The sequence below is a fragment of the Flavobacterium potami genome, assembly GCF_020026915.1.
Taxonomy (GTDB): Bacteria; Bacteroidota; Bacteroidia; order Flavobacteriales; family Flavobacteriaceae; genus Flavobacterium; species Flavobacterium potami.
The window spans coordinates 405,248-430,199 of sequence record NZ_JAINUY010000004.1 but is presented as its reverse complement, the minus strand read 5'-3'; the positions used below and the strand labels follow the sequence as shown (position 1 = coordinate 430,199).

Sequence of the window (24,952 nt, the reverse complement as noted above, 5' to 3'; positions counted from 1 at the left end):
AAGCACATTTGCTTTTTTAATGCTATGAGATTATTTCTTCTCTGTTCCTGGAGGAAAATTGGCTAAGATTTTTTTTATCGCACCATTAATAAATTCTTCTGGATTATCTGGCTTACTGTCTATTTCGGCATTTCCGATTCCCTGCCAAAGCAGTTTCTGAGTTTTGGTAGAGACAACATCTATTACCAACGAACCGTCAACATAATCATAACTATCAAATGTGGTATTAGCACCACCCATCATGGCGCCACCTCCCCAATAACCGTATGGACGATACATTCCGCCATATCCGTAAAAGTTTGTATTGGCACTAACCGAAGTTTTATTTTTTAAGATAGAGACTGCGTTTACTTTTAAATCCGGATTATCAGATTCTGTAAAACCTTTTGCAAGCATTTCGCTTCGAATTGCTTTCGATACACGATCAACATTTAATTGATTAACCTGACCTTCTTGTGCTTTTAAATCATAAACCGCAAAGGTTTTATATTGACTAAAATTGGCAGAATGGTCATAATCACTTGTAACTTTTACAGTTGGAGAGCAACCGTAAATTAGACCCAAAAACAAGATTGGGATAAGGCGAAGATTTGTTCTTTTAATATTCATGTTCTAGTATTTAAATTAATAATTAAATCAGTGTAACTCGAATCTATTAAAATCTAAAAAATCTTGATGAACGGGGGCGAATATTCATTAACAATTGTTTAAGCAACATAAAACGCTCTTAAACAGCAACTTGTCAACATCTCAAAGGTAAATCATTTTATTTAATTAACACTATTAAATAAATAAAATCTTACCTAAACATTCTATCAATCAGATCAATTAAATTCAATTTTAAACTTTATATGCCTTTAACTTTGTTTGATATTTTCAACCCTTTTCCATTATTATGATTTATGAATCTAAAAAGTAATCATTGTTCGAAATGCTCTTTTAGTAATAAAAAACTAGATTTCAGACGCAATAGGCAACCTTTGCTGCTTTATCGCCTTCAGCATTTTATTATAATCCTCTTCATTCTGATCAGCATATAAAAGAGCAAATTCAGAAATAGCATTTGCGAACTCATTTGTTTCTCCTATATAGCCCGACAATAAAGATGGATCACCCGAACGAGCATGAGCCCTTGCAAGTGCCCATCCGCAAGCTTTGGCATATTCTGCCATATTTTTGGGTTTCATAATTTCGAGAACGGGTTTTACTTTTGCATCTCTAAGCTGGCGTATGTAAAAGAACTTATCTTTACTATCGTTGGTCCAGCCCAAAAACATATCAGAAGCAGACTGCATTAGTTTTTGTCCCATTACAATGCGTTCGCCTTGATGACTGTATTTTCCTTTTATTTTTACATTTTCTTCGAGCACGCTTTTTCTGGCTTCTTTAAATTGCAAAAAAATAGGTTCGCCAGTTGCAGACATTAATAAACTAATTCCGCAAAGTGTTCCAACACTTCCTACGCCTACTACTTTTATCGCCAGATCATGCAACATATACCTACTTAACAAAACTTGTTTATCGTCTGACAATGATTCTAAATATCTATTATGAATAATTTCGCCTTCATTGGCAATCATTTTTTCTAAATCTCCACTAGGATGAAATATCAATGGTGGCTCATCTTTTATACGAGCTCTTGCTCCGTCAAAATAGGTCATCTTTGCAAACTCTTTTTCGTGTGCAGTATATTCCGAAGCTTTCTTTATTCTTTTTTGGTTAAATTCTTTGATATCTTTATCATGTCCCAATTCAATTAATTCTGCCAAATCAATGTCAGCGTACCAAATTTGAAGGGCAGAAAGTTTACTATAATCCAACATATGGCGTTTGTAGCTATCTGCAACATGCCAAGCAAATTCTTTACAGTTTTTATTCGAAAACTTGCGCCATCTTCCTGCAATAACAAAACTGGCCGCTAATCGCTTAATATCCCATTCCCACGGACCTGGAAAAGTTTCATCAAAATCATTAATATCAAAAACCAACTTTCGTTCAGGAGTTGCAAATCCTCCAAAATTCATTAAATGACAATCTCCACAAAGCTGAAGATTTATTCCTGAAACGGGAGTATGAGCCAAATCTGCCGCCATAATTGCGGCGGCACCTCTAAAGAATGAAAATGGCGATTCCATCATTCTGCTGTAACGGATTGGAATTAAGCTCTCTACTCGTCCGATACTGGTCTGAATTAAAATAGCTACCGGATCCTTCCTATTTTTAAAAGAACTCCATTCCTTGTGCTCAGAGAGAGGTGTTTTTTTTCTGATTGAAGCTCCTTTCTCATAACGTTCTGCTTTTGACGCTATGGGATCAAATCTTGTTTCTTTTACATGTTTAATTTCCTCAGCCATTATCTTGCTATTTTAAGATCCTGGAAACACAAATGCTATAACCGCTCGTAATCCCCAATCTGGTCTTATAGATTCATGCCCAACAATTGGAATTAGAGGCTGTACAGAAAACTGAACCACCTGATCTCCAAACTTGGTAATACCTCCTAAGGAAGGATTTAAAGAAATTAACGTTGTATTGCCTTCCCAATTTTGAGTGATTTCTGCATTTACCCCCCAAGACGCGCCACTTTTATAACTATGAGACAGAAATATCTGTGTATAAAAACTATTAAAATCTGCTCGTTCTTCGGCTCCTGCAACAGACCAAATTTGATTGGCAATGAAACCTACAGAAAGTCCTTTTCATTGATGCATGACTAAAACACTTGGACCTACTCCAAATTTTTCTGTTCCCAAAAACTTTTCTGTGGCGGTTGGAACCAAAAACGCGGGACCAATTCCGTAGATTAATTTTTTACTTTTAGGAGCAAAAAAAGCGGTAACGGTCGCATCGCTTAAACCAAATTCGTGCGTGTTGAGTCCCGTTATATTTCGCTGATCTACAACGGGAAGAATATATCTTGTAATTAAATTGAGATTATCAGATAATTTAAAAGGAATAACAGGCTGAATATTAATCGTATATTTTACGCCATTATAAGGTCCGATTCCGTAATTCAGATTATTTTGTAGTGGCACGCTAATTAAACTTGCCACAGGATTCGCCAATTTATCTGCTAATTCCTGCGCGCTGTTTCCTGGTTTTTCATTTGTTTCTTGTGCATGAATCGAAAAATGAATGGAAAATAAAAAGACTAACGTGAGCAAAAAATGTTTCATACTAATTAATTTTAATCATTAAAAAATAATCTAACCCTACAATTTTCAATCTAAAAAATCTGCATTGTGACCAATCTGCAAAGACTTTTTTCTAGTCTTTTTCCTGATACTTAAATTCAACCTGAATCTAAATCTGAATCTCTTTAATTATTTATTTTTTCTTTTTTGCTGCTGCAGCTGCTGCTTCCTGTTCTACTTTAGGCAAAATATTTTTCTCTACATATTGCTGTGTTTTAATACTTTGCAATGTTTGATTAAGTATTGTAGTTGGATTAAAACTTGGCGGGAATGAACGTGGTGGATATTCTTTAAATGATTCTGCAAAAACAAAGACATCATTCATCGCACCATACACTGATCCTACGTGATCTATTAACCAATCCCAATACGTATTAGATGTAAAATCAGCACGCTCATATGGATCTTGATATAAGTTGAATATTTTTTGCAAACGAAGTTCTGTAAAAGGCTCTGCCCAAACCCCCATAGTTCCAGCTAAACGTTGTTCTGCAAAAACATATTTATAATCTCCCTGACGCAATCCGACCAATAAACCATCATCATCAGAATAGAAGAATTTATCTCTATGACTTTTTCCACCTTTTAGTAAATCTGTCTGATCAAAACCGTCTAAATGTACTTTGTACGTTTTACCATTTGCATTGTAACCTTTTAATAATTTATTGACGATATCAGGTTCTCCTGCAGCAGCTGCAAAAGTTGGAATCCAGTCATTATGGCTCATTAATTCTGTAGTTATAGTACCTGGTTTAATATGTCCTGGCCATCTTACAATACAAGGGACACGGAAAGCTCCTTCCCAGTTTGTATTTTTTTCTGAACGGAATGAGGTCATTGCGCCATCTGGCCACGTGTTCATGTGTGGGCCATTATCTGTAGAATAAACCACAATAGTATTATCTGCAATTCCTAGATCGTCTAAAGCTTTCAGGATGCTTCCAATAGTTTCATCGTGCTCAATCATACCGTCGATATATTCGCTGTTTCCATGCGTATATCTTCCTCTATGTTCTGCTCTTACGTGCGTGCGAAGGTGCATACGAGTAGCATTGAACCAACAGAAAAATGGTTTTCCAGAAGCACTTTGTCTTTTAATAAAATCAATAGCTGCTGCAGAAGTTTCATCATCTACCGTTTCCATTCTTTTTTTGGTAAGCGCTCCAGTATCTTCAATTTTTTGTTTTCCTACTCGTCCAAAACGTGGGTCTGTTGTCGCATCATCAACATTTGTTGCGGTACATCTTAATACACCTCTTGGTCCAAATTTTTTCACATATTGCGGATCTTTTGGATAATCTGGCAATTCTGGCTCTTCCTCAGCATTTAAGTGATACAGATTTCCAAAAAATTCATCAAATCCATTTACGGTTGGCAAACTCTCATTACGGTCACCAACGTGGTTTTTACCAAATTGTCCAGTAGAATATCCTAAACTTTTCATTATTCCTCCAATAGAAGGATCCAGTTGACTCATACCCATAGGTGCACCAGGAAAACCTACTTTTGTAAGTCCAGTACGAATTCCGTGTTGTCCGGTTAAAAACGCAGCACGTCCTGCTGTACAACTTTGTTCTCCATAATAATGTAAAAATCGAACCCCTTCATTGGCTAAACGATCAATGTTGGGTGTTGTATAACCCATTAAACCATCACTATACGCACTGATGTTAGTGATTCCGATATCGTCGCCCCAAAGTACTAAGATATTAGGTTGCTTTTTGCTCTGAGCTATAAGAGAAACTCCAGAAAAAAATAATAATGCAAATACCACAATCACATTATTAAATCCACATTTTGATTTGATTTGTTTCATGATAAAAAAATTCGTTAATAATTCTGTTATGTATGAGTCTATTAATTCAAAAAAATAAATGAAGGAAAATTAGAATGGCAACAAGAACTTATTTAAAATTTGGTTTCACTTTTTTAAAATGTTTCAAATTCACACTTATATAAAAATTTGAAACAAAATGGTTTTAACTTTTATTTAAGTATCTCAAAATTAACTAATAAATAAGCTAACAATCGTATTTAAAGGCGTTGAGCTTGTTTCATATTATAATATGAAACAACAAAATTTAGGAATTTGCAACAACATGTTTCAATTTGCAAAATGGAACGCTTAAAAACGTAAGAAAATTAAGTGGTTGTGGTTTTTCTATACAGAAACTAAATCGCGAAGGAAAATCTAAATAAATAGGTTATTCAGATTCAAAATTTAAAAAAAGAAGGAAAATGAAACAAAAAAAATCTCCTTTTGAATCATTTCAGTTGAAAATCAGCAGAAAATTAATTCTAAAAAATTCCCCTAAAAGACAAAAACACCGATAATGGGAAGAAAAAATATAGCTTATAAAAATGAAAAAAGCCGCTTATAACTAAGCGGCTTTTTTACATTATAATAGAAAATGTTATTCTTCGATTTGAGAAACTCTCATCGTATTAACCATTCCTTTTTCTTTGATTGGCATTGCAGCAAGATTGATTAAGTAATCTCCTTTTTGAGCGTATCCTTTTTCAACTGCAATCTGATTTACATCTGTTACAGTATCGTCTGTACTTTCTTCATTATCATAATAGAAAGATTTAACTCCCCATAATAAATTCAATTGTGTTAAGATTCTTCTGTTTGAAGTAAATACTAAAATATGAGCTGTAGATGGTCTCCAAGCTGAAATTTGGAAAGCTGTATAACCACTGTTTGTTAAAGTACAAATCGCTTTAGCTTCGATTTCATTTGCCAATAAAGCTGCCTGGTGACAAACAGTTTTAGTAACAAAACGTTTCGTTTTAATTTGTGGTGTATTTTGAGGAACCTGAATAAGTGGAGAGTTCTCAACAGCCTCACAAATTTGCGCCATTCTTTGGATAACTTGTACTGGGTAATTTCCTGTAGCTGTTTCTCCAGAAAGCATTACAGCATCTGCACCGTCCATTACTGAGTTTGCAACGTCGTTTACTTCTGCTCTTGTTGGCGTTAAACTTGTAATCATTGTTTCCATCATTTGTGTAGCAACGATAACTGGAATTCTAGCCGTTTTAGCTCTGCGGATTAAGTCTTTTTGAACCAATGGTACTTCGTGAGCAGGAAGCTCAACACCAAGATCTCCACGAGCAACCATTAAACCATCACAATATGCTACAATTTTGTCCATGTTCTCAAGAGCTTCCGGCATTTCGATTTTAGCAACGATTGGAATTTTAACGTCTGAATGTTTAGCGATTAATTCTTGTAAATCTTGTAAATCGCGTGGTGTTTTCACGAATGAAAGTGCGATCCAGTCTACTTTTTGCTCGATTGCGAAAATCGCATCAGCAATATCTTTTTCAGTTAAAGCTGGTAAAGAGATTTTTGTATTTGGAAGATTAACTCCTTTTTTAGATTTTAATTCTCCTCCCTGAATAACTTTAGCAACAACTTCTGTTTTTTTATCTGTTGAAACTATTTCAAAAATAAGTTTACCATCATCAAGCAAAATACGCTCTCCAACATTTACATCATTAGGGAAATTTTGATATTTCATGAATGCTTTTTTAGCATTCCCTACAATATCTTCTGCAGTTGTAAAAGTGATTTCATCACCATCGTGAACTACTGTTCCTTCTTCCATTACACCAACTCTAAGTTTTGGTCCTTGCAAATCTCCTAAAATTGCTGTAGTGTAACCAAACTCTTCGTTTAGGCCTCTAATGATGTTGATTTTTTCTTTTACTCCTTCGTAATCTGCATGCGAAAAATTGATTCTAAACACATTCACCCCAGCATCGATCATATCTTTGATAATCTCTCTTGTACTACATGCGGGACCAAGTGTAGCAACAATTTTGGTTTTCTTGTTTGTTAGCATTTTTTTTAAAAAATTAGATTGTTTTTTGATTTTATTTTGTCTGTATCTACAGCATAAATAGCTGCAATACTTTCTATTGTGTTTAATTTTTGTTGAATTTCTGAAAAATTAAGCGCCTCTTCGCTATTATCAATCTTCAGGAAAAAATCGACTTTTTTAAATTCAGGAAGTAAATGAATTGTTGTCGAAACCTCACTTGTTTCATTAGAAAACAAATTCTGGAAATCATTTGTACTCACAGAAATGATTTCATTTTTATTCTGAATTAAATTCCAGGAAACAGCTTTTTCTTCATCATAATAATAGAATCTCGAAAAATTTGCTTCTCCTTCCTTAGTTTGAGCATGGATCTCGTTTTTGCTCTTACTTAAGTTAATCGGAAGGTTTTTATTAATAAAATAGGCTAATCTATAATCTTCTAATGAAGTATGTATTGCCATTAAATAATAATCAATTTCGTCAAATTCGTCTAAATCCAATTTATGAATAGCCATGTCTTGAAAAATCAAGTTGTAAATATACTATTTCTAAACGGAGCATCAACAGTTATGACGTTCTTGTTTTGTTAAATTATAAACGAAAACGATGTAGCCTTGTGATAGTTACAACATTTTTGTAACTATTTCTTGTCAATTTTCTCCTGAAATGCAAAATAAGCCCTTTGCGATGCTTTTTCTTCTGCTTTCTTTTTGGAGGTTGCGCGCGCTCTTGCCACAACTTTATCGTCAATACTAAGCTTTACGCCAAACAAGCGTTGTCCGTCAATTCCGTTATCTTCAAAAATATCATAATGAAAAACTCTTTTTTCTTTCTGACACCATTCGATAACCAAACTTTTATAACTTATAACTTTTCCTTCTAATCGGGCAATATCTACATAAGGTGTAACCACTCTTTTCTCGATAAATTTCTCGCAGAAAGTATAGCCTTTATCTAGATAAATAGCTCCAATTAAAGATTCAAAAATATTACCATGAATGTTTTCTCCAAAATGCTGAATAGGCACTTTACTTTCTACAAATTGCACTAAATTCAAATCCTTACCCAGTTCGTTTAAATGCTCACGACTTACAATTTTTGAACGCATTTTGGTTAAATACCCTTCATCGCCATTAGGTGCTTTGTTAAACAAATGTGCTGCAATAACAGCACTTAACATAGCATCTCCCAAAAATTCTAATCGTTCGTAATTTATAGGTTGGCCATTCTGATCCAATTTATTAGACGAGCGATGTGTAAAAGCTCTTTTATAAAAATCGATATCAGACGGCTGAAAACCAAGAATTTTCTGAATAGTGTCAAAAAAAATCCCGTCTTCTAGAGAACGGGATTTAGAAAATATTTTTTTGATAATATTCATATACAGAAATTAGTCAACTAATTTTTTAAACAATACACAAGCATTGTGTCCACCAAAACCAAATGTATTACTCATAGCAACATTTACCTCTCTTTTCTGAGGTTTGTTTAAAGTAAGGTTCAAAGATGGATCAATATTTTCGTCAACTACTGTATGGTTAATCGTTGGAGGCACAATACCATGTTTCATTGCCAGAATAGAAGCAATTGCTTCAATAGCTCCAGCAGCACCAAGTAAATGTCCTGTCATCGATTTTGTTGAGTTAATGTTGATGTTTTTAGCATGATCTCCAAAAACAGCACTGATTGCTTTTAGCTCAGCAACGTCTCCTAATGGAGTAGAAGTTCCGTGAGTATTGATATGATCCACTTGATCAGGGCTCATTCCAGCATCTCTCAAAGTGTTTTCCATTACTGCGATAACTCCAATTCCTTCCGGATGTGGTGCAGTTAAGTGGTAAGCATCAGAAGACATACCTCCACCGCCAATTTCGCAATAGATTTTTGCACCTCTTGCTTTAGCGTGTTCGTAATCTTCAAGAACCAAAGCTCCTGCTCCTTCTCCTAAAACGAAACCATCTCTGGTTGCATCAAAAGGTCTTGAAGCTGTTTCAGGGCTTTCATTTCTTGTAGATAAAGCATGCATCGAACTAAATCCTCCCATACCAGCAATTGTAACAGCAGCTTCAGAACCACCAGAAACAATTACGTCACACATTCCTAAACGGATGTAATTGAAAGCATCGATTAATGCATTTGCAGAAGATGCACAAGCAGAAACCGTAGTATAATTTGGTCCCATATAACCATTACGCATAGAAATATGCGCAGGAGCAATATCAGCAATCATTTTAGGAATAAAGAACGGATTGAACTTTGGAGTTCCATCGCCTTTTGCATAGTACAATACTTCATCTTGGAAAGTCTCTAAACCTCCAATTCCTGCACCCCAGATAACACCAACTCTTTGTTTGTTTACGTTATCATTTGTAATTCCCGCATCTTTAATAGCTTCATCACTGGCTGCAACAGCGTATTGTGCAAATTTATCTAATCGACGAGATTCCTTACGATCCATGTAATCTTCAATATTGAAGTTTTTCACTTCGCAGGCAAATTTCGTTTTATGCTTTTCTGTATCATAATATGTTATAGGAGCCGCTCCGCTAACCCCATTCACAAGTGCATCCCAATATTCCTGGATATTATTCCCGATAGGAGTAAGTGCACCTAATCCTGTTACAACAACTCGCCTTAATGCCATAAATATGTATTTTGTACTTTAAACAAATAAAACCCACGCTTTCTTAACTGATTGTTACGTAAGAGCCATGGGAATTACAATATAAATATATCTTTTTGATTGAAAATCAATCGAAATTTAAATTTTAAAAAAATAATAACACCCGATCCTTAAAAATTACAAATTCAAAAAAACAAATTCCAAAATTGGAGTTCGGAATTTCAAAAATTGGGATTTTTAGAAATCGGGTGTGGTATTATTATTTTTTAGCTTCCTCGATATAAGAAATAGCTTGACCAACAGTAGCAATGTTTTCTGCTTGATCGTCTGGAATTTGAATATCAAATTCTTTTTCGAATTCCATAATAAGCTCAACAGTGTCTAATGAGTCAGCTCCCAAATCATTAGTGAAGCTTGCTTCTGTTACAACTTCGTTTTCGTCAACACCTAATTTGTCTACGATAATCGCTTTTACTCTTGATGCAATGTCTGACATAATCTTTAATTTTAGAATTTAATTTGTTGGCAAAAATAAAAAACTTTATTTTAAAACAACTATTTAGTTTATAAATGTAACACTAATTTATAAAATTAATTTCAAGAAAGGTCTTTTAAAGCTATTTATTTTCGATTTTTATTCCGTTTTTTGCAGTCTCAAAACACACAACTTTATGAAAAAAATTATCGTTTTTGCCTCAGGATCAGGAACTAACGCAGAAAACATTATTAAATATTTTTCGAACACCGAAATTGCAAAGGTGGTTTCTGTTTTTACAAATAATGCTTCAGCAAAAGTGATTGAAAGAGCAAAAAATCATCAAATTCCGGTCGAAATCTTCTCAAAAAACGAACTTTTAGAACGTAATGTCTTACAAAAAATACAGGAAATCGACCCAGATTTGATAGTTCTTGCCGGTTTCCTTCTAAAATTTCCGGAGAACATAATTGAACACTATCCAAACAAAATAATAAACATTCATCCGGCACTTTTACCTAACTATGGAGGCAAAGGAATGTACGGAATGCACATACATAGAGCTATTGTAAATAATAAGGAAAAAGAAACCGGAATTTCCATTCATTATGTAAATGAACATTATGATGAAGGCGGAATTATCTTTCAGGCAAATGTTGCATTAACCGATGAAGATACTCCAGAAACAGTTGCGGAGAAAATTCATGAATTGGAACAAAAACATTTTCCTGAGATTATACATAAATTATTGGGAGAATGAATATCAAATTCAAAAATCAATTTCAATTACAAAAAAAATCAATCTTAGATTAGTTGAGCAATCTCAAATCTGAAATCTACAATCTAAAATAATTAAATGTCTCACGAAGTACATATATATACAGACGGCGCTGCAAAAGGCAATCCAGGAAATGGCGGTTACGGAGTCGTAATGGAATTGGTAGGAACACCTCATAAAAAAGAATTCTACGAAGGTTTTCGTCTTACAACCAATAATAGAATGGAATTACTAGCTGTGATTGTCGGTTTAGAAAAACTAAAAAAACCGAACATGAAAGTTTTAGTCATTTCTGATTCTAAATATGTTGTAGATTCTGTTGAAAAGAAATGGGTTTTTGGCTGGGAGAAAAAAGGCTATAAAGACAAAAAAAATCCGGATTTATGGAAACGCTTTTTAATTACATACCGAAAACATCAAGTCGATTTTAAATGGATTAAAGGGCACAACAACCATCCACAAAATGAAAGATGTGATCAATTGGCCGTTATGGCATCCCTGCAGCCGAAACTTTCTGTAGACGAGTATTACGAAACCATTGGCTCTAAAGAATAAAAAAACGCATCAAATAATTGATGCGTTTTTTGTAGTTACTTAAATTTTGCACTTATTCTTTATCTAAATCTTTAGCTGTTTTAAATCCGGTTAAGAGTCCGATACCTGCCATTATAAAAATAATTGAAGGATAAACAGCACCATCATTTAGTGTGGTATAAGTTGTAATTATTAAGGCAACTAAAATACCCACTCCGATTCCTATTAACAAGAATGCTAGATTTACTACAAGAATTTTCCATGTCGGAACTCCATTTCCTTTTCCTTGAACAAAAATACTCGCATCTACACCTTTTTCTATAAGAGCAAGACGCTCTCTGTTTCTTGTTGAATAAATTAAATAAACGATCCCGAAGATCATTAAGAAAAAGCTAATTGGAATTAAAATTTTGTCATCCATGATATTTACGTTTTTAATTGATTGATATACCCCATATGACGACGGTTTTTAAATTGAGGTTACAGGCTATGGTGAAAAAAATTAGAAAATTAGAAAATTTGCCAATTAGACGATCATAAAACCACTGATAATCAATTAATTTTGACAATATTTTTTTACATACTCGCTAGCTTTGATAAAGTTTAAAACTTTTTCAAAGTTGAATCCCATTTCTTTACCATATATTATTTCGATCGAAGGGAGAAAATTGGATTTGAATCATAAAGGAATTTTAAAGTTAGTATTTTCTAATTTTCTAATTTTCTAATTTTTTTAAAAATCATTGTAACCTAAACAAACAACTTGTCGTCCTATATAATATGAGTGCAATAAACGATCAACATTATATCGATAAAATTCTACAAGGCGAGACCAATGCGTTTGCCGTTCTTGTGGATCGTTATAAGGATATGATTTTTACTTTGGCTCTAAAAATGGTTAAAAACCGAGAAGAAGCAGAAGAAGTTGCGCAAGACACCTTTATAAAGATTTACAATTCGCTGACTAAATTTAAAGGAGAATCTAAATTTTCAACATGGATTTATAAAATTGCTTATAATACATGTTTGGATCGTTTAAAGAAAAGTAAAAAAGAAGATTTAAATATTTCGATTGATGAGTTTTCTTCTCATTTAATTAAAACAATGGACAATGCATTGAGTGCTTTAGAAGAAAAAGAACGAAAACAGACTATTCAGAAATGTTTGAATTTATTACCAAGCGATGAAAATTTCCTTTTAACCTTATTTTATTTTGATGATCAGAATTTAGAAGAAATTGGAAAAATCATGAATATATCGGCCAACAATGCCAAAGTAAAATTATTTAGGAGCCGACAGAAATTAGCCGTAATTTTGAGAAAGCAGTTAGAACCAGAAATAATAGAATGTTATGACAGAGAGCGATAAAAATATAGAACAACTTATTGAGAAAATGATGGCTGAAGAAAAACTGCAGTCACCATCAATAGATTTCACTTCAAAAATTATGGCGAATATTCAGGTTTTAGAAGAGAAAAAACTAAAGGCTTACAAACCTTTGATTTCTAAATCGATCTGGATTTCTATCGGAATTGCTGTGGCATTATTGGTAATTTATGTTTCTCTTTTTTCAGTTTCAGATAATGATCTTAAAATTGATGAAATTGGAAAAATATATTCAGATAAAATGACGGCAACTTTCTCAGGAATTCATTTTTCTAAAAATATTTTGTACGCAATTTTAATTTTGCCGATTATGATTTTGATTCAGATTGGCGTTTTGAAGAATTATTTTGATAAGAAGTATCAGTTGTAAAATAATCGCATTTCTTTTCAAAAAATTTGCATTTTAAATCCAAAAACATATTTTAAGCTTTCAAACAAATCGATTTTAATCAATTCATTTACAGGAATTTTACTTCGAAAACGTTGTCATTTTTTTAAAAAAAATTTGAGAACCTAAACCATTGCAAGATTGTAACTTATGAAGTATCTTTGCACCCTAATTCGAAATTCATAAAATGAATAAACTATTGATTGTTGGAACAGTTGCTTTCGACGCGATTGAAACTCCTTTCGGAAAAACAGATAAAATATTAGGTGGTGCTGCAACCTACATCGGATTATCAGCGTCATTTTTTAACTTGCAATCGGCTATTGTTTCTGTAGTTGGAGACGATTTTCCTCAAGAACATTTAGATTTATTGACTTCAAAAAATATCGATATCTCTGGTATCGAAATTGTAAAAGGCGGAAAAACCTTTTTCTGGAGCGGTTTATACCACAACGACTTAAATTCTAGAGACACTTTAGTTACTGAATTGAACGTATTGGCAGATTTTCAGCCAAAAGTTCCTCAAAACTACAAAGATGCTGATGTGGTAATGTTAGGAAACTTACACCCACTAGTACAAAGCAGTGTTTTAGATCAATTAGAAAAAAAACCAAAATTAGTTGTTTTAGATACAATGAACTTTTGGATGGACTGCGCTCTTCCTGAATTATTAGACGTTATTAAACGTGTAGATGTTATTACAATCAATGATGAAGAAGCAAGACAATTATCAGGTGAATATTCATTAGTAAAAGCGGCTGCGAAAATCCAAGACATGGGACCAAAATATGTGGTGATCAAAAAAGGAGAACACGGAGCACTTTTATTCCACAATAGAGAAGTATTCTTTGCACCAGCTTTACCATTAGAAGATGTTTTTGATCCAACTGGAGCGGGAGACACTTTTGCGGGTGGTTTCTCTGGATTTATTGCGCAAAGCGAAAACATTTCGTTTGGCAACATGAAAAATGCAATTATTTACGGTTCAAATTTAGCTTCGTTCTGCGTAGAAAAATTTGGAACAGAAAGAATGGAAACATTAAGCAAAGCCGAAGTAGCGATTCGATTACAGCAATTTAAGTCGTTAACTCAGTTTGACATAGAAATATAATGCGCAAAAGCCTCGATAAAACGGGGCTTTTTTATTACGTTAATACACACAACTTACACAACACACACAAAAAACAAAAACAATGAGCGACGCTTTAAAACACGAATGTGGGATAGCTTTAGTTAGACTACTTAAACCGCTTGAATATTATAAAGAAAAATACGGAACTGCATTTTACGGAATTCAGAAAATGTATCTAATGATGGAAAAACAGCACAACCGTGGACAAGACGGAGCTGGTTTTGCAAGCATAAAATTAGATGTTGAACCTGGACAACGATACATCAGCAGAGTTCGTTCGAATCATTCACAGCCAATACAAGACGTTTTTAAACAAATCAATGAGAGAATCAGCGAAGAATTAAAAGCTAATCCAGAAATTGGCGACGATATTCAGAAAATAAAATCTGAGATTCCGTATGTTGGCGAATTATTTTTAGGTCACGTTCGTTACGGAACTTTCGGAAAAAACAGCATCGAAAGCGTTCACCCATTTTTACGTCAAAGTAACTGGATGCATCGTAACCTTATTTTGGCAGGAAACTTTAACATGACCAATGTTAAGGAACTTTTCGAAAATCTGGTTGAGTTAGGTCAGCATCCAAAAGAAATGGCTGATACTGTTACCGTAATGGAAAAAATTGGTCACTTCTTAGACAAAGAAGTAATGCAATTATACCAAGATTGTAAAGCTGAAGGTTACTCAAAAAGAGATGCTTCTCCAGTAATTGCAGAACGTTTGGATATTGCTAAAATCTTAGCTCGTTCTGCTAAAAACCTAGATGGCGGTTACGCAATGGCCGGATTATTAGGTCATGGAGATGCTTTTGTTTTTAGAGACCCTGCCGGAATTCGTCCAGCTTACTTTTATCAAGATGATGAAGTTGTAGTTGTAGCTTCTGAAAGACCAGTTATTCAAACTGTATTCAATGTTCCTTTTGAAAGCGTTCAAGAAATTGATCCAGGAAATGCTTTGATTATCAAGAAGAATGGAAATGTTTCTATGAAACAGATCTTAGAACCAACTATTAAAAAAGCGTGTTCATTCGAAAGAATTTATTTCTCAAGAGGAAGTGACGCTGAAATCTATCAAGAGCGTAAAGATTTAGGAAAATTAATTTTACCTGCTGTTCTTAAAGCTATTGACAGCGATACCGATAATACTGTTTTCTCTTATATCCCAAATACAGCTGAAACTTCATTTTATGGTTTAGTTGAAGCCGCTCAGGATTTCTTAAATCAGAGAAAAAACAATTATATTTTAGAAAACAGAAATACATTAACTGCTGAAACGCTTCAGGAACTTTTAGCTGTAAAAATACGCACAGAAAAAGTAGCCATTAAAGATGCTAAACTTAGAACTTTTATCACAGAAGACAGCAGCCGTGATGATTTAGTGGCTCACGTATATGATGTTACCTATGGCGTAATTAAACCAGAGGATAATTTGGTCATTATTGATGATAGTATCGTACGTGGTACAACATTGAAAATGAGTATCATTAAAATGATGGATCGTCTAAATCCAAAACGTATTGTAATTGTTTCATCAGCACCACAAATTCGTTATCCTGATTGTTACGGAATTGATATGGCAAAATTAGAAGGTTTAGTTGCTTTTAGAGCTGCACTTGAGTTATTAAAAGAAAGAAATCTATACCATATTGTAGACGAAGTTTATGCTAAATGTAAAGCACAGGAAAATTTCGCTGATAAAGATGTTGTAAATTATGTAACAGAAATTTACAGCCAGTTTACTCAAGACGAAATTTCAGATAAAATAGCAGAAATGTTAAGCTCACCAGAAATCAAAGCTGAAGTAAAAATCATCTTCCAAACTGTAGATGACCTACACGTTGCCTGCCCTAAAAATTTAGGCGATTGGTACTTCACTGGAGACTACCCTACTCCAGGTGGAAATCGTGTCGTAAATCGTGCCTTTATGAATTTTTACGAAGGAAAAGATGCTAGAGCTTATTAAAAAAGTATTAATAAAAGGTTAATTTGTGCATTTCATCGGTTTTTTTTGCCGTTCATCCTATTTCTTTGGTGAAATTGAAAAGCTATGATACTTTTGAAATACCATAACATTAGTAGGTTAAGTTTATGGTAGATTTGGGGCAAAAAGGGTGGAAGAAATTCCACCTTTTTTATTTTCTACTTTTTTAGAACAAAGAATATAGACGAAAGAAAATAGACAAATTCCAAAACAAAAAATACTTTCCTCTTTCTAACTCCTCTTTTTTTCTTTTTCCTTTTTTTTGACAACCTCTATTCTACACGCTGTAAAAGCATTTCCTGAACATTTTTTCCTTTAAAAGGACAAGGCAGCAAATTATAATCCTCTTATCGGATATCCGTACTTTTCATCTGAATTATTTTTATCTCAAAATATCCTGCATTACTTTTACTAAACCATAACATTAGTAGGTTAAGTTTATGGTAGATTTGGGGCAAAAAAGGTGGAAGAAGTTCCACCTTTTTTATTTTCTTTTTTTTAGAGCAAAGAATATAGACGAAAGAAAATAGACAAATTCTAAAAACAAAAAACACTTGCATCTCTCTAACTCCTCTTTTCTCTATTCTCTATTCTCTATTTTCTTATTTCATAATCTCGACTCAACCCCCTGTAAAGCATTTCCTTAACATTTTTTCCTTTAAAAGGACAAGACATTAAATTATAATCCTCTTATCGGATATACTGGCTTTTCATCTGAATTATTTTTATCTCGAAACATCCTGCATTACTTTTACTAAACCATAACATTAGTAGGTTAAGTTTATGGTAGATTTGGGGCAAAAAAGGTGGAAGAAGTTCCACCTTTTTTATTTTCTTTTTTTAGAAGAAAGAATATAGATCAAAGAAAATAGATAAACTCCAAAAACAAAAAAAACACCTGTATCTTCCTAACTCCTCTTTCCTCTATTTTCTATTCTCTATTTTTCTTATTTGACAATCTCGATTCTGCACGTTGTAAAGCATTTCCTTAACATTTTTTCCTTTAAAAGGACAAGACAATAAATTATAATCTTCTCATCGGATATACTTACTTTTCATCTGAATTATTTTCATCTCAAAACATCCTGCATTACTTTTACTAAACCATAACATTAGTAGGTTAAGTTTATGGTAGATTTGGGGCAAAAAAGGTGGTAGAGGTACCACCTTTTTTATTTTCTCTTTTTTAGAGCAAAGAAAATAGACGAAAGAAAATAGACAAATTCTAAAAATAAAATAAAAAAAAAGACGAACACCTTTCGGTACTCGTCTTTTTTCTATGTTCTTTACTCTATTTTCTTATTTGTCTAAAGCAAATCTTCTTGCAACTTCTGTCCAGTTAATTACACTGAAGAAAGCTTCAATATAATCTGGTCTTCTGTTTTGGTAGTTTAAGTAGTAAGCGTGCTCCCAAACATCCATTCCTAAGATTGGAGTTCCACCGTTACCAGCAACTTCTGGCATTAATGGATTATCTTGATTTGGAGTACCTACAACTTCTAATTTTCCTCCTTTTTGAACTGTTAACCAAGCCCATCCAGAACCGAATTGTGTAGCACCAGCTTTAGCAAATTTTGCTTTAAACTCTTCAAATGATCCAAAAGAAGCCTCAATTGCAGCTAATAATTCACCTGTTGGCAAACCTCCTCCGTTTGGAGACATTACAGTCCAGAATAAATTGTGGTTGTAGAAACCTCCACCATTGTTACGAACTGCTGCGTTTGATTTATCTAAGTTGATTAAGATATTTTCGATAGTTTTTCCTTCTAAATCTGTTCCAGCGATTGCTGCGTTAAGATTTGTAGTGTATGCATTGTGATGCTTTGTATGGTGGATTTCCATTGTACGCGCATCAATATGTGGTTCTAATGCATCGTATGCATAAGGTAATTGTGGTAATTCAAAAGCCATGGTATTAGGATTTTTATGGTTTATAATAATTTATTCCAAATTTAGACATTTAACTTTGGAATTGAAAATACTATTTCGTTATAATTGAATTTAATTAACTGATAATTTACGTTTTTATTACATAAATAACTGAAAATCTTTATTTTCCATTAAAAGTCGTCATTGTATTTTCTAAACCAGCAGTTCCAAAAGTTCTAATTATTTCTGCCGAGATCTCAAAACGTTCTGGTAGTTTTGCCTCTTCTTCAGCATTCCATTCTCCTAAAACGTAATCTACCTGTTGTCCTTTTTTGAACTGATCACTGATACCAAATCTATAACGGGTATAATTTTGCGTATTTAAAACCAAATTAATATTCTTAAGTCCGTTATGTCCTCCATCACTACCTTTTGGCTTGATTCTAATAGTTCCAAATGAAAGATTTAAATCGTCAGTAATAACTAAAATATTCTCTAACGGAATGTTTTCTTTATCCATCCAATATTTTACTGCTTTACCACTAAGATTCATATAAGTATTTGGCTTTAAAAGAAAAAAAGTTCTTCCTTTAAATTTATATTCTGCCATTGATCCTAGTTTTACCGTTTCGAATGAAAGACTTTCTTTTTTGGCTAAAAAATCGAGTATTTTAAACCCAATGTTATGTCTTGTGTTTACATATTCGGCTCCGATATTTCCTAAACCTACGATTAAGTATTTTTTCATAATGTCTTCTGCGTTCTCTTCTTTTTGTGTTGATGAAAACAGTTTTGTTATCCATTTTATCATTTGGCAAAAGTAAGGTTAATTAGGGAATTAGAAAATGTGTCAATTAGATAATTTCCTGCTGGTTACTATTTAACCGCAAAGTTCGCAAAGGTTTACGCAGAGAACACAAAGTTTTTATTTCTAATTGGAGAAATCCTTTAGACTGAAAGTTCGCAAAGCTGGATTTAGACATAGCTTGCCTGCCAAATAAAAATATCTCAGAAACTCAGCAACTTAGAAACTTAGAATCTTAAAAAAAAAGCCCCAATCGTAAGATTGAGGCTTTTTGTATAGAGTTGAAAAAAATTATTTTTTCTTTCCTTTTGCAGGAGCTTTTGCAGCTTTTGCAGCTTCTTGAGCAGCTTTCATAGCAGCACGAGAGATTCTTACTTGAGCAACAACTGTGTTGTCTGGGTGCATAATTTTGTATTCTGGAGCACCAACTTTAGTAACATATAATTTGTTACCCATTTCAAGTGGAGTAATGTCAGCTTCAACAAAATCAGGAAGGTTTCCTGGTAAAGCTTTAACTTTTAATTTACGTTGGTTCAAACGTAAAACACCTCCTGCAAGAACACCTTTAGATGTACCAACGATTTTCACAGGAACTTCCATTGTGATTTCTTTATCATCAAATAATTGGAAGAAGTCAATGTGTAAAATTTTGTCAGATACTGGGTGAACTTGGATATCTTGCAAAATTGCATTGAATGATTTTCCTTTTCCAAGCTCAATCACAACTGTGTGTGCATTTGGAGTGTAAACCAAGTTTTTGAACGCTGCAGCGTCTGCTGAGAAGTGTACTGCTTGATTTCCTCCGTATAACACGCAAGGAACCGCTCCAGCATTACGTAAGGCTTTAGTTGACACTTTGCCCACGCTTTCTCTTTCTGATCCTTTAATTGTAATCGATTTCATTGTAAAAAAATATAGTTATTAATATAAATATTCTATTTTGCTGTAAGCTTTAAGCAATATGCTTTAGGCTTTTACTTAATGAGAAACAGGCTTATGGCTTAAAGCCTAAAGCGTATTGCTTTCTACATTATGAATTTTCCACTGATGGAATTGTTGTGATGAACCATCTGCATAACCTCAGCAAACAGAGGTGCACAGCTTACCACTTTTATTTTGTTTGATTCTCTCTTTAACGGAATAGAATCGGTTACGATTAATTCTGTTAGTTTCGAGTTCTCAATTTTTTCATACGCACCGCCAGATAAAATAGCGTGTGTACAAATTGCTCTTACGCTTAGCGCTCCTTTTTCGATCATTAGGTCTGCCGCTTTCGCTAAAGTTCCCCCTGTATCGATCATGTCGTCTACTAAGATTACGTTACGTCCTTTTACTTCACCAATTAGCTCCATAGTATCGATAACGTTGGCTGCTTTTCTTTGTTTATAACAGATTACTACATCTGATTCTAAAAACTTAGAGTAAGCATATGCTCTTTTTGAACCTCCCATATCTGGAGATGCAATTGTCAGATTTTCTAATTTTAAACTTTCTACGTATGGTAAAAAGATAGTAGATGCAAATAAATGATCTACTGGTTTTTCAAAGAATCCTTGAATCTGATCTGCGTGCAAATCCATTGTCATGATTCTTGTTGCTCCTGCAGCTGTTAATAGGTTTGCTACTAACTTTGCTCCAATCGGAACTCTTGGTTTGTCTTTTCTATCTTGTCTTGCCCAACCAAAATAAGGCATAACAGCTGTAATGTGTCTTGCTGATGCACGTTTTGCTGCATCAATCATCAACAACAATTCCATCAGATTATCTGCACTTGGAAAAGTTGAACATACGATGAATACTCGTAAACCTCTAATTGACTCTTCGTAAGATGGCTGAAATTCTCCATCGCTATACGTTGACATCGTTACTTTTCCTAACGGAATTCCGTACTCTTTTGCAATTTTTTCTGCAAGATAAACACTTTGTGAACAAGCAAAAATTTTAGCTTCTGGTTCTAGGTGCGACATTATATTGTTGTTTTTGCTCCGTTGCGTTTAGTTCAATTTTAACATTATCATTTCGGACAAAGAAAAAACCTTATAAATGCCTCGGGTGTAGTTAGTTGTGTGTGCTTCGTTTTAACGAGGTGCAAATTTATAAAAATTATTGGACACTGAAAGCAAAAATTTAAGTATTTTTAGTAGTTGGTTTAAATTTATTTTTTACATTTGCACCGTGTTAAAGGAATGACGCCATTTATGACTTCATTCTATTGCGTTAAAACAATCGCTTTTGATTATTTTTTCGTCTGCTAAGCCCGGATGGCGGAATTGGTAGACGCGCTGGTCTCAAACACCTGTGGGAAACCGTGCCGGTTCGACTCCGGCTCCGGGTACTTAAAACCTCTTCTTAACGGAAGAGGTTTTTTCTTTTTATGCTACCTCACAACTCGCATTATGCACAACCGGAAAATTGCATGAATTAGCAATAAAACACAATTGATTTGCTTTTTGATGCAGTTCTAAAGCCAAATCGACTTTATCTGAATTTACAATTGTAACTTTTGGATTTAATCGAACTTCTGTAAAACGTCCGCTTCCATCTGGATTTACTTCTAAGGTCGCTTCTGCATTATCTGAATAACTTAAAACTTCTATTCCGTTTTGAGAACAGACATATAAGTATGACATCATATGGCAGGAAACTAAACTGCTTAACAATAAATCTTCTGGGTTGTATAATTCTGGATCGCCTTTGAAAGCTTTTGCAGCTGAAATATCTAAAATTGGCTTTCCTTCAATATCTATTTGATGGGTTTTGCTGTAGAATCTTTTAGAAGAATCTACTATATTTTTTGAAGTCCAGTTTAGCTGTGTTTTGAATAAGTGTTTCATTTCGCTAAGTTAAGGTTTTTCTATTCTTGGAATAAATTAATCTCGCAAAGTCGCAGAGACGCAAAGTTTTTATTTTCTTGGCGCCTTCGTGACTTTGCAAGATTAAAACAATTTTTGATTTAAATGCTTAAAACAAAAAACCTCGAAAGCCATAACTTCCGAGGTTTTTAAAGAATTACTAAACTAATTAACAGATTCTAAAACTATTTCTTCACCGAGAATTTGAAGGTAGTTTTAGTTTTATAATTTTCACCTGGGTTTAAAACCGTTGTTGGGAAATTTTTCTGGTTTGGAGAATCTGGATAATGTTCTGTTTCTAGGCATAATCCCGTTCTGTGCGCGTAAGTTCCTCCGTTTGGCATTGGCAATGTTCCGTCAAGGAAATTTCCAGAGTAGAACTGAATTCCAGGTTCGTCTGTTGTCATTTCCATAACTCTTCCGCTTGCTGCGTGGTATACTTTTGCAATAATTGTTTTTCCTTTTTCAGCATTGTTCAATACCCAACAGTGGTCGTAACCTTTTCCTCTTTCTAACTGTTCGTTTTTAGCAGCGATATCTTTTCCAATTAATTTTGGCGTTCTGAAATCGAAAGGAGTACCAGCAACATCATCTAATTTTCCTGTCGGAATTAAAGTCGCATCAACTGGAACTAATTTATCTGCATTTAAAGTCAATTCGTGATCTAGGATTGTTTTTGTAAAATCACCAGATAAATTGAAGTATGAATGCTGTGTCAAGTTAACAACCGTTTTTTTGTCTGTAGTTGCTTCGTAAAGCACTTCCAACTGATTGTCATTTGTCAATGTATAGGTTACAATAACCTTTAAGTTTCCTGGATAACCTTCTTCCATATCTTTACTTAAATAAGATAATTTTAAAGAAGCTGTTTCGCCAGATTTTACCTCATCGGCTTTCCAAACTACGTTGAAATATCCTTGTGGACCTCCATGTAAAGCATTTGGTGCGTTGTTAATTGCTAATTGATATTCTTTTTCGTCAAGCGAAAATTTACCTTTTGCAATTCGGTTTCCGTATCTTCCGATTAAAGCTCCAAAAAATGGATTTTCTTTTTCGTATTGCGCCAAATTACTGAATCCGATTACTACATTTTCGGAAACACCCGCTTTATTAGGCACTTTTAAATCTGTAATTCTTCCTCCAAAAGTGATGATGTCTACTTCCATCCCATTTTGGTTTTTCAGTTTGTAGCTTTCTACTTTTTCACCTTTCGCAGTAGTTCCGTATTCCGATTTGCCAATTGTAACTAAAGCTTTTTCATCAGTTGCAACTTTTTCTGTATCGGTTTTTTTATCGCCTTTACATTGAACTGAAACTATAGCAAGACCAAGCATACTTAGTATGAAAAGAGAGCGTTTTAATACATTCATAAATGATATTTTTTTGGTTTGTAAAAAGTTAGATGTTAGATATAAAATGTCAGATGTGAAATTTAATCATTTTATAAATGTAAAAATCACCTTTTTATTTTTTTTCACATTTCACATCTAACAAATTACATTTTACTGCCTTATAGTCCGTGTTGGAATAGGTGGAAGTATGCTTCGTTAGCATTGATTTTATCTTTAAACTCTCTTACCGTTGTTTTCTCATCAATAACCAATAATTCGATTCCTGCGATATCTGCGAAATCTTCCATATATTCTGTTGTGATTGATTGGCTGTAAACCGTGTGGTGTGCTCCACCAGCTAAAATCCAAGCTGTTGCTGCCACTTCCAAATTTGGTTTACAATCCCAAAGAACTCTCGCAACTGGAAGTTTTGGTAATTCTGCCATTGGTTTTACTGCTTCAACTTCATTCACGATCAAACGGAAACGAGTTCCCATATCCACCAAAGAAACATTGATTGCGTCACCTGCAGGAGAATTGAACACCAAACGAGCTGGATCTTCTTTTCCGCCAATTCCTAATGGATGCACTTCGCAAGAAGGTTTTCCGTCAGCGATAGATGGGCAGATTTCTAACATGTGAGATCCTAAAACATAAGATTTTTGTGGTGTAAAGTGGTACGTGTAATCTTCCATGAAAGAAGTTCCACCTTCCAAACCAACACACATTACTTTTAATGCCCTTACCATTGCAGCGGTTTTCCAATCTCCTTCTCCACCAAAACCATAACCATCGGCCATTAATCTTTGTGTTGCGATTCCTGGTAATTGTTTCCAAACTCCAAGGTTTTCAAATGTATCTGTAAAAGCGCCAAATCCTCCTTCTTCAAGGAAAGCTCTTAATCCTAATTCGATTTTTGCTGCTTCGACTAATGAACTTCTTTGCGTTCCGCCTTCTTTTAAAGAATCAGTTAAGGTATAAGAAGACTCATAAACTGCTAATAAATCAGCTAATTGTTTGTCTGTTACTTTCTCGATATGTTTGGTAACGTCTGAAGAATCGTATCCGTTTACTGACATTCCGAAACGAATTTGAGCCTCAACTTTATCACCTTCTGTAACGGCAACTTCACGCATATTGTCTCCAATACGAGCTACTTTTAAGTTTTGAAGTTCGTCCCATCCAAGTACAACTCTTGACCAGATTCCTAATTGTTTTTGAACTCTTTGGTCTTCCCAGTGTCCAACTACAACTTTACGTTTTTTACGTAATCTAGACATCATGAAACCAAATTCACGATCTCCGTGCGCCGATTGGTTCAAGTTCATGAAATCCATATCGATGCTTCCCCACGGAATTTCAGCGTTGTATTGTGTATGTAAATGACATAATGGTTTTTTAAGGATACTTAATCCGCCAATCCACATTTTTGCTGGAGAAAAAGTATGCATCCAAGCGATAATTCCAATACAGTTTTTCTCAGAATTCGCAGCCAAACATACATCTAAAATTTGCGATGGAGATTTTACTACATCTTTATAAACCACTTTTACTGGAATTGAAGATGAAGCGTCTAATCCTTTTGCCATTATCTGAGAATGTTCTGCTACTTTTCTAAGTGTTTCTTCACCGTATAATTCTTGGCTTCCTACTACAAACCATACTTCTTTTTGAGAAATGTCTATCATTTTTTTGTTTATTTTGTTTCAAGTTTCAGGTTTCAGGTTGCTGGAATCTATAAACTTGAATTGTTATGTTATTATTTTTGTTTGTTTCA

23 protein-coding genes and 1 tRNA gene are annotated in these 24,952 nt (G+C 34.0%); 7 read left to right on the top strand and 17 right to left on the bottom strand.

Annotation, left to right across the window (positions count from 1 at the left end):
• Positions 1 to 30 precede the first annotated feature (30 nt).
• The 9 genes from K6T82_RS14165 to K6T82_RS14125 form a co-directional block, all read right to left on the bottom strand.
• On the bottom strand, positions 31 to 609 hold the full coding sequence (locus K6T82_RS14165) for a DUF4136 domain-containing protein (protein ID WP_223706796.1): 579 nt from the start codon (positions 607 to 609) through the stop codon (positions 31 to 33).
• Positions 610 to 953: 344 nt separating this feature from the next.
• The gene (locus tag K6T82_RS14160; protein ID WP_223706795.1) at positions 954 to 2,354 is read right to left on the bottom strand and encodes a DUF2252 domain-containing protein; all 1,401 of its coding nucleotides are present in this window, start codon (positions 2,352 to 2,354) and stop codon (positions 954 to 956) included.
• 345 nt (positions 2,355 to 2,699) lie between these two features.
• Complete coding sequence (locus K6T82_RS14155) at positions 2,700 to 3,176, bottom strand: hypothetical protein (RefSeq protein ID WP_223706794.1); 477 nt, start codon at positions 3,174 to 3,176, stop codon at positions 2,700 to 2,702.
• A 151-nt stretch (positions 3,177 to 3,327) separates the two neighbouring features.
• Entirely contained in the window at positions 3,328 to 5,010 is a 1,683-nt protein-coding gene (locus K6T82_RS14150) for an arylsulfatase (protein WP_223706793.1), read from the bottom strand.
• Positions 5,011 to 5,608: 598 nt separating this feature from the next.
• Positions 5,609 to 7,045: a pyruvate kinase gene (pyk, locus tag K6T82_RS14145; protein WP_223706792.1), complete on the bottom strand. Its 1,437-nt coding sequence runs from the start codon at positions 7,043 to 7,045 to the stop codon at positions 5,609 to 5,611.
• Positions 7,046 to 7,050: 5 nt separating this feature from the next.
• Positions 7,051 to 7,539 carry an IPExxxVDY family protein gene (locus K6T82_RS14140; protein WP_223706790.1) on the bottom strand — a complete coding sequence of 163 codons (489 nt, stop codon included), beginning with the start codon at positions 7,537 to 7,539 and terminating at the stop codon, positions 7,051 to 7,053.
• A 125-nt stretch (positions 7,540 to 7,664) separates the two neighbouring features.
• Positions 7,665 to 8,405, bottom strand: coding sequence for a ribonuclease III (gene rnc, locus K6T82_RS14135; RefSeq protein ID WP_223706788.1), 741 nt, complete (start codon positions 8,403 to 8,405; stop codon positions 7,665 to 7,667).
• Between the two features lie 9 nt (positions 8,406 to 8,414).
• A complete protein-coding gene (fabF, locus tag K6T82_RS14130) occupies positions 8,415 to 9,668 on the bottom strand; it encodes a beta-ketoacyl-ACP synthase II (protein ID WP_223706785.1) in 1,254 nt (417 codons plus the stop codon).
• Between the two features lie 238 nt (positions 9,669 to 9,906).
• Complete coding sequence (locus K6T82_RS14125) at positions 9,907 to 10,143, bottom strand: acyl carrier protein (protein ID WP_007137004.1); 237 nt, start codon at positions 10,141 to 10,143, stop codon at positions 9,907 to 9,909.
• Between the two features lie 175 nt (positions 10,144 to 10,318).
• Between K6T82_RS14125 and purN the strand changes: the two genes are divergently transcribed.
• Entirely contained in the window at positions 10,319 to 10,882 is a 564-nt protein-coding gene (gene purN / locus K6T82_RS14120; protein ID WP_223706783.1) for a phosphoribosylglycinamide formyltransferase, read from the top strand.
• A gap of 96 nt (positions 10,883 to 10,978) precedes the next feature.
• Complete coding sequence (gene rnhA / locus K6T82_RS14115; RefSeq protein ID WP_223706781.1) at positions 10,979 to 11,455, top strand: ribonuclease HI; 477 nt, start codon at positions 10,979 to 10,981, stop codon at positions 11,453 to 11,455.
• A 52-nt stretch (positions 11,456 to 11,507) separates the two neighbouring features.
• Here rnhA and K6T82_RS14110 read toward each other — a convergent pair whose 3' ends face one another.
• The gene (locus K6T82_RS14110; RefSeq protein WP_223706776.1) at positions 11,508 to 11,855 is read right to left on the bottom strand and encodes a DUF6249 domain-containing protein; all 348 of its coding nucleotides are present in this window, start codon (positions 11,853 to 11,855) and stop codon (positions 11,508 to 11,510) included.
• Positions 11,856 to 12,214: 359 nt separating this feature from the next.
• On the opposite strand from K6T82_RS14110, the gene K6T82_RS14105 reads away from it, so the two are divergent.
• The 4 genes from K6T82_RS14105 to K6T82_RS14090 all read left to right on the top strand — a co-directional run bounded on the left by K6T82_RS14105 (position 12,215) and on the right by K6T82_RS14090 (position 16,300).
• Entirely contained in the window at positions 12,215 to 12,802 is a 588-nt protein-coding gene (locus K6T82_RS14105) for an RNA polymerase sigma factor (protein WP_223706774.1), read from the top strand.
• The gene (locus K6T82_RS14100; protein ID WP_223706770.1) at positions 12,786 to 13,190 is read left to right on the top strand and encodes a hypothetical protein; all 405 of its coding nucleotides are present in this window, start codon (positions 12,786 to 12,788) and stop codon (positions 13,188 to 13,190) included. Before K6T82_RS14105 ends, K6T82_RS14100 begins: the two co-directional genes overlap by 17 nt.
• 205 nt (positions 13,191 to 13,395) lie before the next feature.
• Positions 13,396 to 14,319, top strand: a complete 924-nt coding sequence (locus K6T82_RS14095) for a PfkB family carbohydrate kinase (protein ID WP_223706767.1) — start codon at positions 13,396 to 13,398, stop codon at positions 14,317 to 14,319.
• A gap of 82 nt (positions 14,320 to 14,401) precedes the next feature.
• Positions 14,402 to 16,300: an amidophosphoribosyltransferase gene (locus K6T82_RS14090; RefSeq protein WP_223706765.1), complete on the top strand. Its 1,899-nt coding sequence runs from the start codon at positions 14,402 to 14,404 to the stop codon at positions 16,298 to 16,300.
• Positions 16,301 to 17,617: 1,317 nt separating this feature from the next.
• On the opposite strand, the gene K6T82_RS14085 is transcribed toward K6T82_RS14090, so the two are convergent.
• The 4 genes from K6T82_RS14085 to K6T82_RS14070 form a co-directional block, all read right to left on the bottom strand.
• Complete coding sequence (locus K6T82_RS14085) at positions 17,618 to 18,229, bottom strand: superoxide dismutase (protein WP_223706763.1); 612 nt, start codon at positions 18,227 to 18,229, stop codon at positions 17,618 to 17,620.
• A gap of 139 nt (positions 18,230 to 18,368) precedes the next feature.
• Positions 18,369 to 18,998 carry an aminoacyl-tRNA hydrolase gene (gene pth, locus K6T82_RS14080; RefSeq protein ID WP_223706761.1) on the bottom strand — a complete coding sequence of 210 codons (630 nt, stop codon included), beginning with the start codon at positions 18,996 to 18,998 and terminating at the stop codon, positions 18,369 to 18,371.
• Between the two features lie 285 nt (positions 18,999 to 19,283).
• Complete coding sequence (locus K6T82_RS14075) at positions 19,284 to 19,895, bottom strand: 50S ribosomal protein L25/general stress protein Ctc (protein WP_223706759.1); 612 nt, start codon at positions 19,893 to 19,895, stop codon at positions 19,284 to 19,286.
• A 122-nt stretch (positions 19,896 to 20,017) separates the two neighbouring features.
• Positions 20,018 to 20,959 carry a ribose-phosphate pyrophosphokinase gene (locus K6T82_RS14070; RefSeq protein WP_223706757.1) on the bottom strand — a complete coding sequence of 314 codons (942 nt, stop codon included), beginning with the start codon at positions 20,957 to 20,959 and terminating at the stop codon, positions 20,018 to 20,020.
• 288 nt (positions 20,960 to 21,247) lie between these two features.
• Here K6T82_RS14070 and K6T82_RS14065 point away from each other — a divergent pair.
• Positions 21,248 to 21,327, top strand: a tRNA-Leu gene (locus K6T82_RS14065).
• A gap of 37 nt (positions 21,328 to 21,364) precedes the next feature.
• On the opposite strand, the gene K6T82_RS14060 is transcribed toward K6T82_RS14065, so the two are convergent.
• The 3 genes from K6T82_RS14060 to araA all read right to left on the bottom strand — a co-directional run bounded on the left by K6T82_RS14060 (position 21,365) and on the right by araA (position 24,863).
• On the bottom strand, positions 21,365 to 21,826 hold the full coding sequence (locus K6T82_RS14060) for an OsmC family protein (protein ID WP_223706755.1): 462 nt from the start codon (positions 21,824 to 21,826) through the stop codon (positions 21,365 to 21,367).
• 203 nt (positions 21,827 to 22,029) lie between these two features.
• Entirely contained in the window at positions 22,030 to 23,214 is a 1,185-nt protein-coding gene (locus K6T82_RS14055; RefSeq protein WP_223706754.1) for an aldose epimerase family protein, read from the bottom strand.
• A gap of 140 nt (positions 23,215 to 23,354) precedes the next feature.
• Positions 23,355 to 24,863 (bottom strand): L-arabinose isomerase, encoded by a 1,509-nt coding sequence (gene araA / locus K6T82_RS14050; protein ID WP_223706752.1) that lies wholly within the window; start codon positions 24,861 to 24,863, stop codon positions 23,355 to 23,357.
• Between the last annotated feature and the right edge of the window lie 89 nt (positions 24,864 to 24,952).

Excerpts from the sequence above, each read along its gene's own strand:
- araA (WP_223706752.1), bottom strand. The coding sequence starts at position 24,863 with ATGATAGACATTTCTCAAAAAGAAGTATGGTTTGTAGTAGGAAGCCAA.
- K6T82_RS14055 (WP_223706754.1), bottom strand. The coding sequence starts at position 23,214 with ATGAATGTATTAAAACGCTCTCTTTTCATACTAAGTATGCTTGGTCTT.
- K6T82_RS14150 (WP_223706793.1), bottom strand. The coding sequence starts at position 5,010 with ATGAAACAAATCAAATCAAAATGTGGATTTAATAATGTGATTGTGGTA.
- pth (WP_223706761.1), bottom strand. The coding sequence starts at position 18,998 with ATGATAAAATGGATAACAAAACTGTTTTCATCAACACAAAAAGAAGAG.
- K6T82_RS14100 (WP_223706770.1), top strand. The coding sequence starts at position 12,786 with ATGACAGAGAGCGATAAAAATATAGAACAACTTATTGAGAAAATGATG.
- K6T82_RS14090 (WP_223706765.1), top strand. The coding sequence starts at position 14,402 with ATGAGCGACGCTTTAAAACACGAATGTGGGATAGCTTTAGTTAGACTA.
- K6T82_RS14155 (WP_223706794.1), bottom strand. The coding sequence starts at position 3,176 with ATGAAACATTTTTTGCTCACGTTAGTCTTTTTATTTTCCATTCATTTT.
- K6T82_RS14140 (WP_223706790.1), bottom strand. The coding sequence starts at position 7,539 with ATGGCTATTCATAAATTGGATTTAGACGAATTTGACGAAATTGATTAT.
- K6T82_RS14110 (WP_223706776.1), bottom strand. The coding sequence starts at position 11,855 with ATGGATGACAAAATTTTAATTCCAATTAGCTTTTTCTTAATGATCTTC.
- K6T82_RS14160 (WP_223706795.1), bottom strand. The coding sequence starts at position 2,354 with ATGGCTGAGGAAATTAAACATGTAAAAGAAACAAGATTTGATCCCATA.
- K6T82_RS14085 (WP_223706763.1), bottom strand. The coding sequence starts at position 18,229 with ATGGCTTTTGAATTACCACAATTACCTTATGCATACGATGCATTAGAA.
- K6T82_RS14075 (WP_223706759.1), bottom strand. The coding sequence starts at position 19,895 with ATGAAATCGATTACAATTAAAGGATCAGAAAGAGAAAGCGTGGGCAAA.
- K6T82_RS14070 (WP_223706757.1), bottom strand. The coding sequence starts at position 20,959 with ATGTCGCACCTAGAACCAGAAGCTAAAATTTTTGCTTGTTCACAAAGT.
- fabF (WP_223706785.1), bottom strand. The coding sequence starts at position 9,668 with ATGGCATTAAGGCGAGTTGTTGTAACAGGATTAGGTGCACTTACTCCT.
- K6T82_RS14095 (WP_223706767.1), top strand. The coding sequence starts at position 13,396 with ATGAATAAACTATTGATTGTTGGAACAGTTGCTTTCGACGCGATTGAA.
- K6T82_RS14105 (WP_223706774.1), top strand. The coding sequence starts at position 12,215 with ATGAGTGCAATAAACGATCAACATTATATCGATAAAATTCTACAAGGC.
- K6T82_RS14165 (WP_223706796.1), bottom strand. The coding sequence starts at position 609 with ATGAATATTAAAAGAACAAATCTTCGCCTTATCCCAATCTTGTTTTTG.
- rnc (WP_223706788.1), bottom strand. The coding sequence starts at position 8,405 with ATGAATATTATCAAAAAAATATTTTCTAAATCCCGTTCTCTAGAAGAC.
- purN (WP_223706783.1), top strand. The coding sequence starts at position 10,319 with ATGAAAAAAATTATCGTTTTTGCCTCAGGATCAGGAACTAACGCAGAA.
- pyk (WP_223706792.1), bottom strand. The coding sequence starts at position 7,045 with ATGCTAACAAACAAGAAAACCAAAATTGTTGCTACACTTGGTCCCGCA.
- K6T82_RS14125 (WP_007137004.1), bottom strand. The coding sequence starts at position 10,143 with ATGTCAGACATTGCATCAAGAGTAAAAGCGATTATCGTAGACAAATTA.
- rnhA (WP_223706781.1), top strand. The coding sequence starts at position 10,979 with ATGTCTCACGAAGTACATATATATACAGACGGCGCTGCAAAAGGCAAT.
- K6T82_RS14060 (WP_223706755.1), bottom strand. The coding sequence starts at position 21,826 with ATGAAACACTTATTCAAAACACAGCTAAACTGGACTTCAAAAAATATA.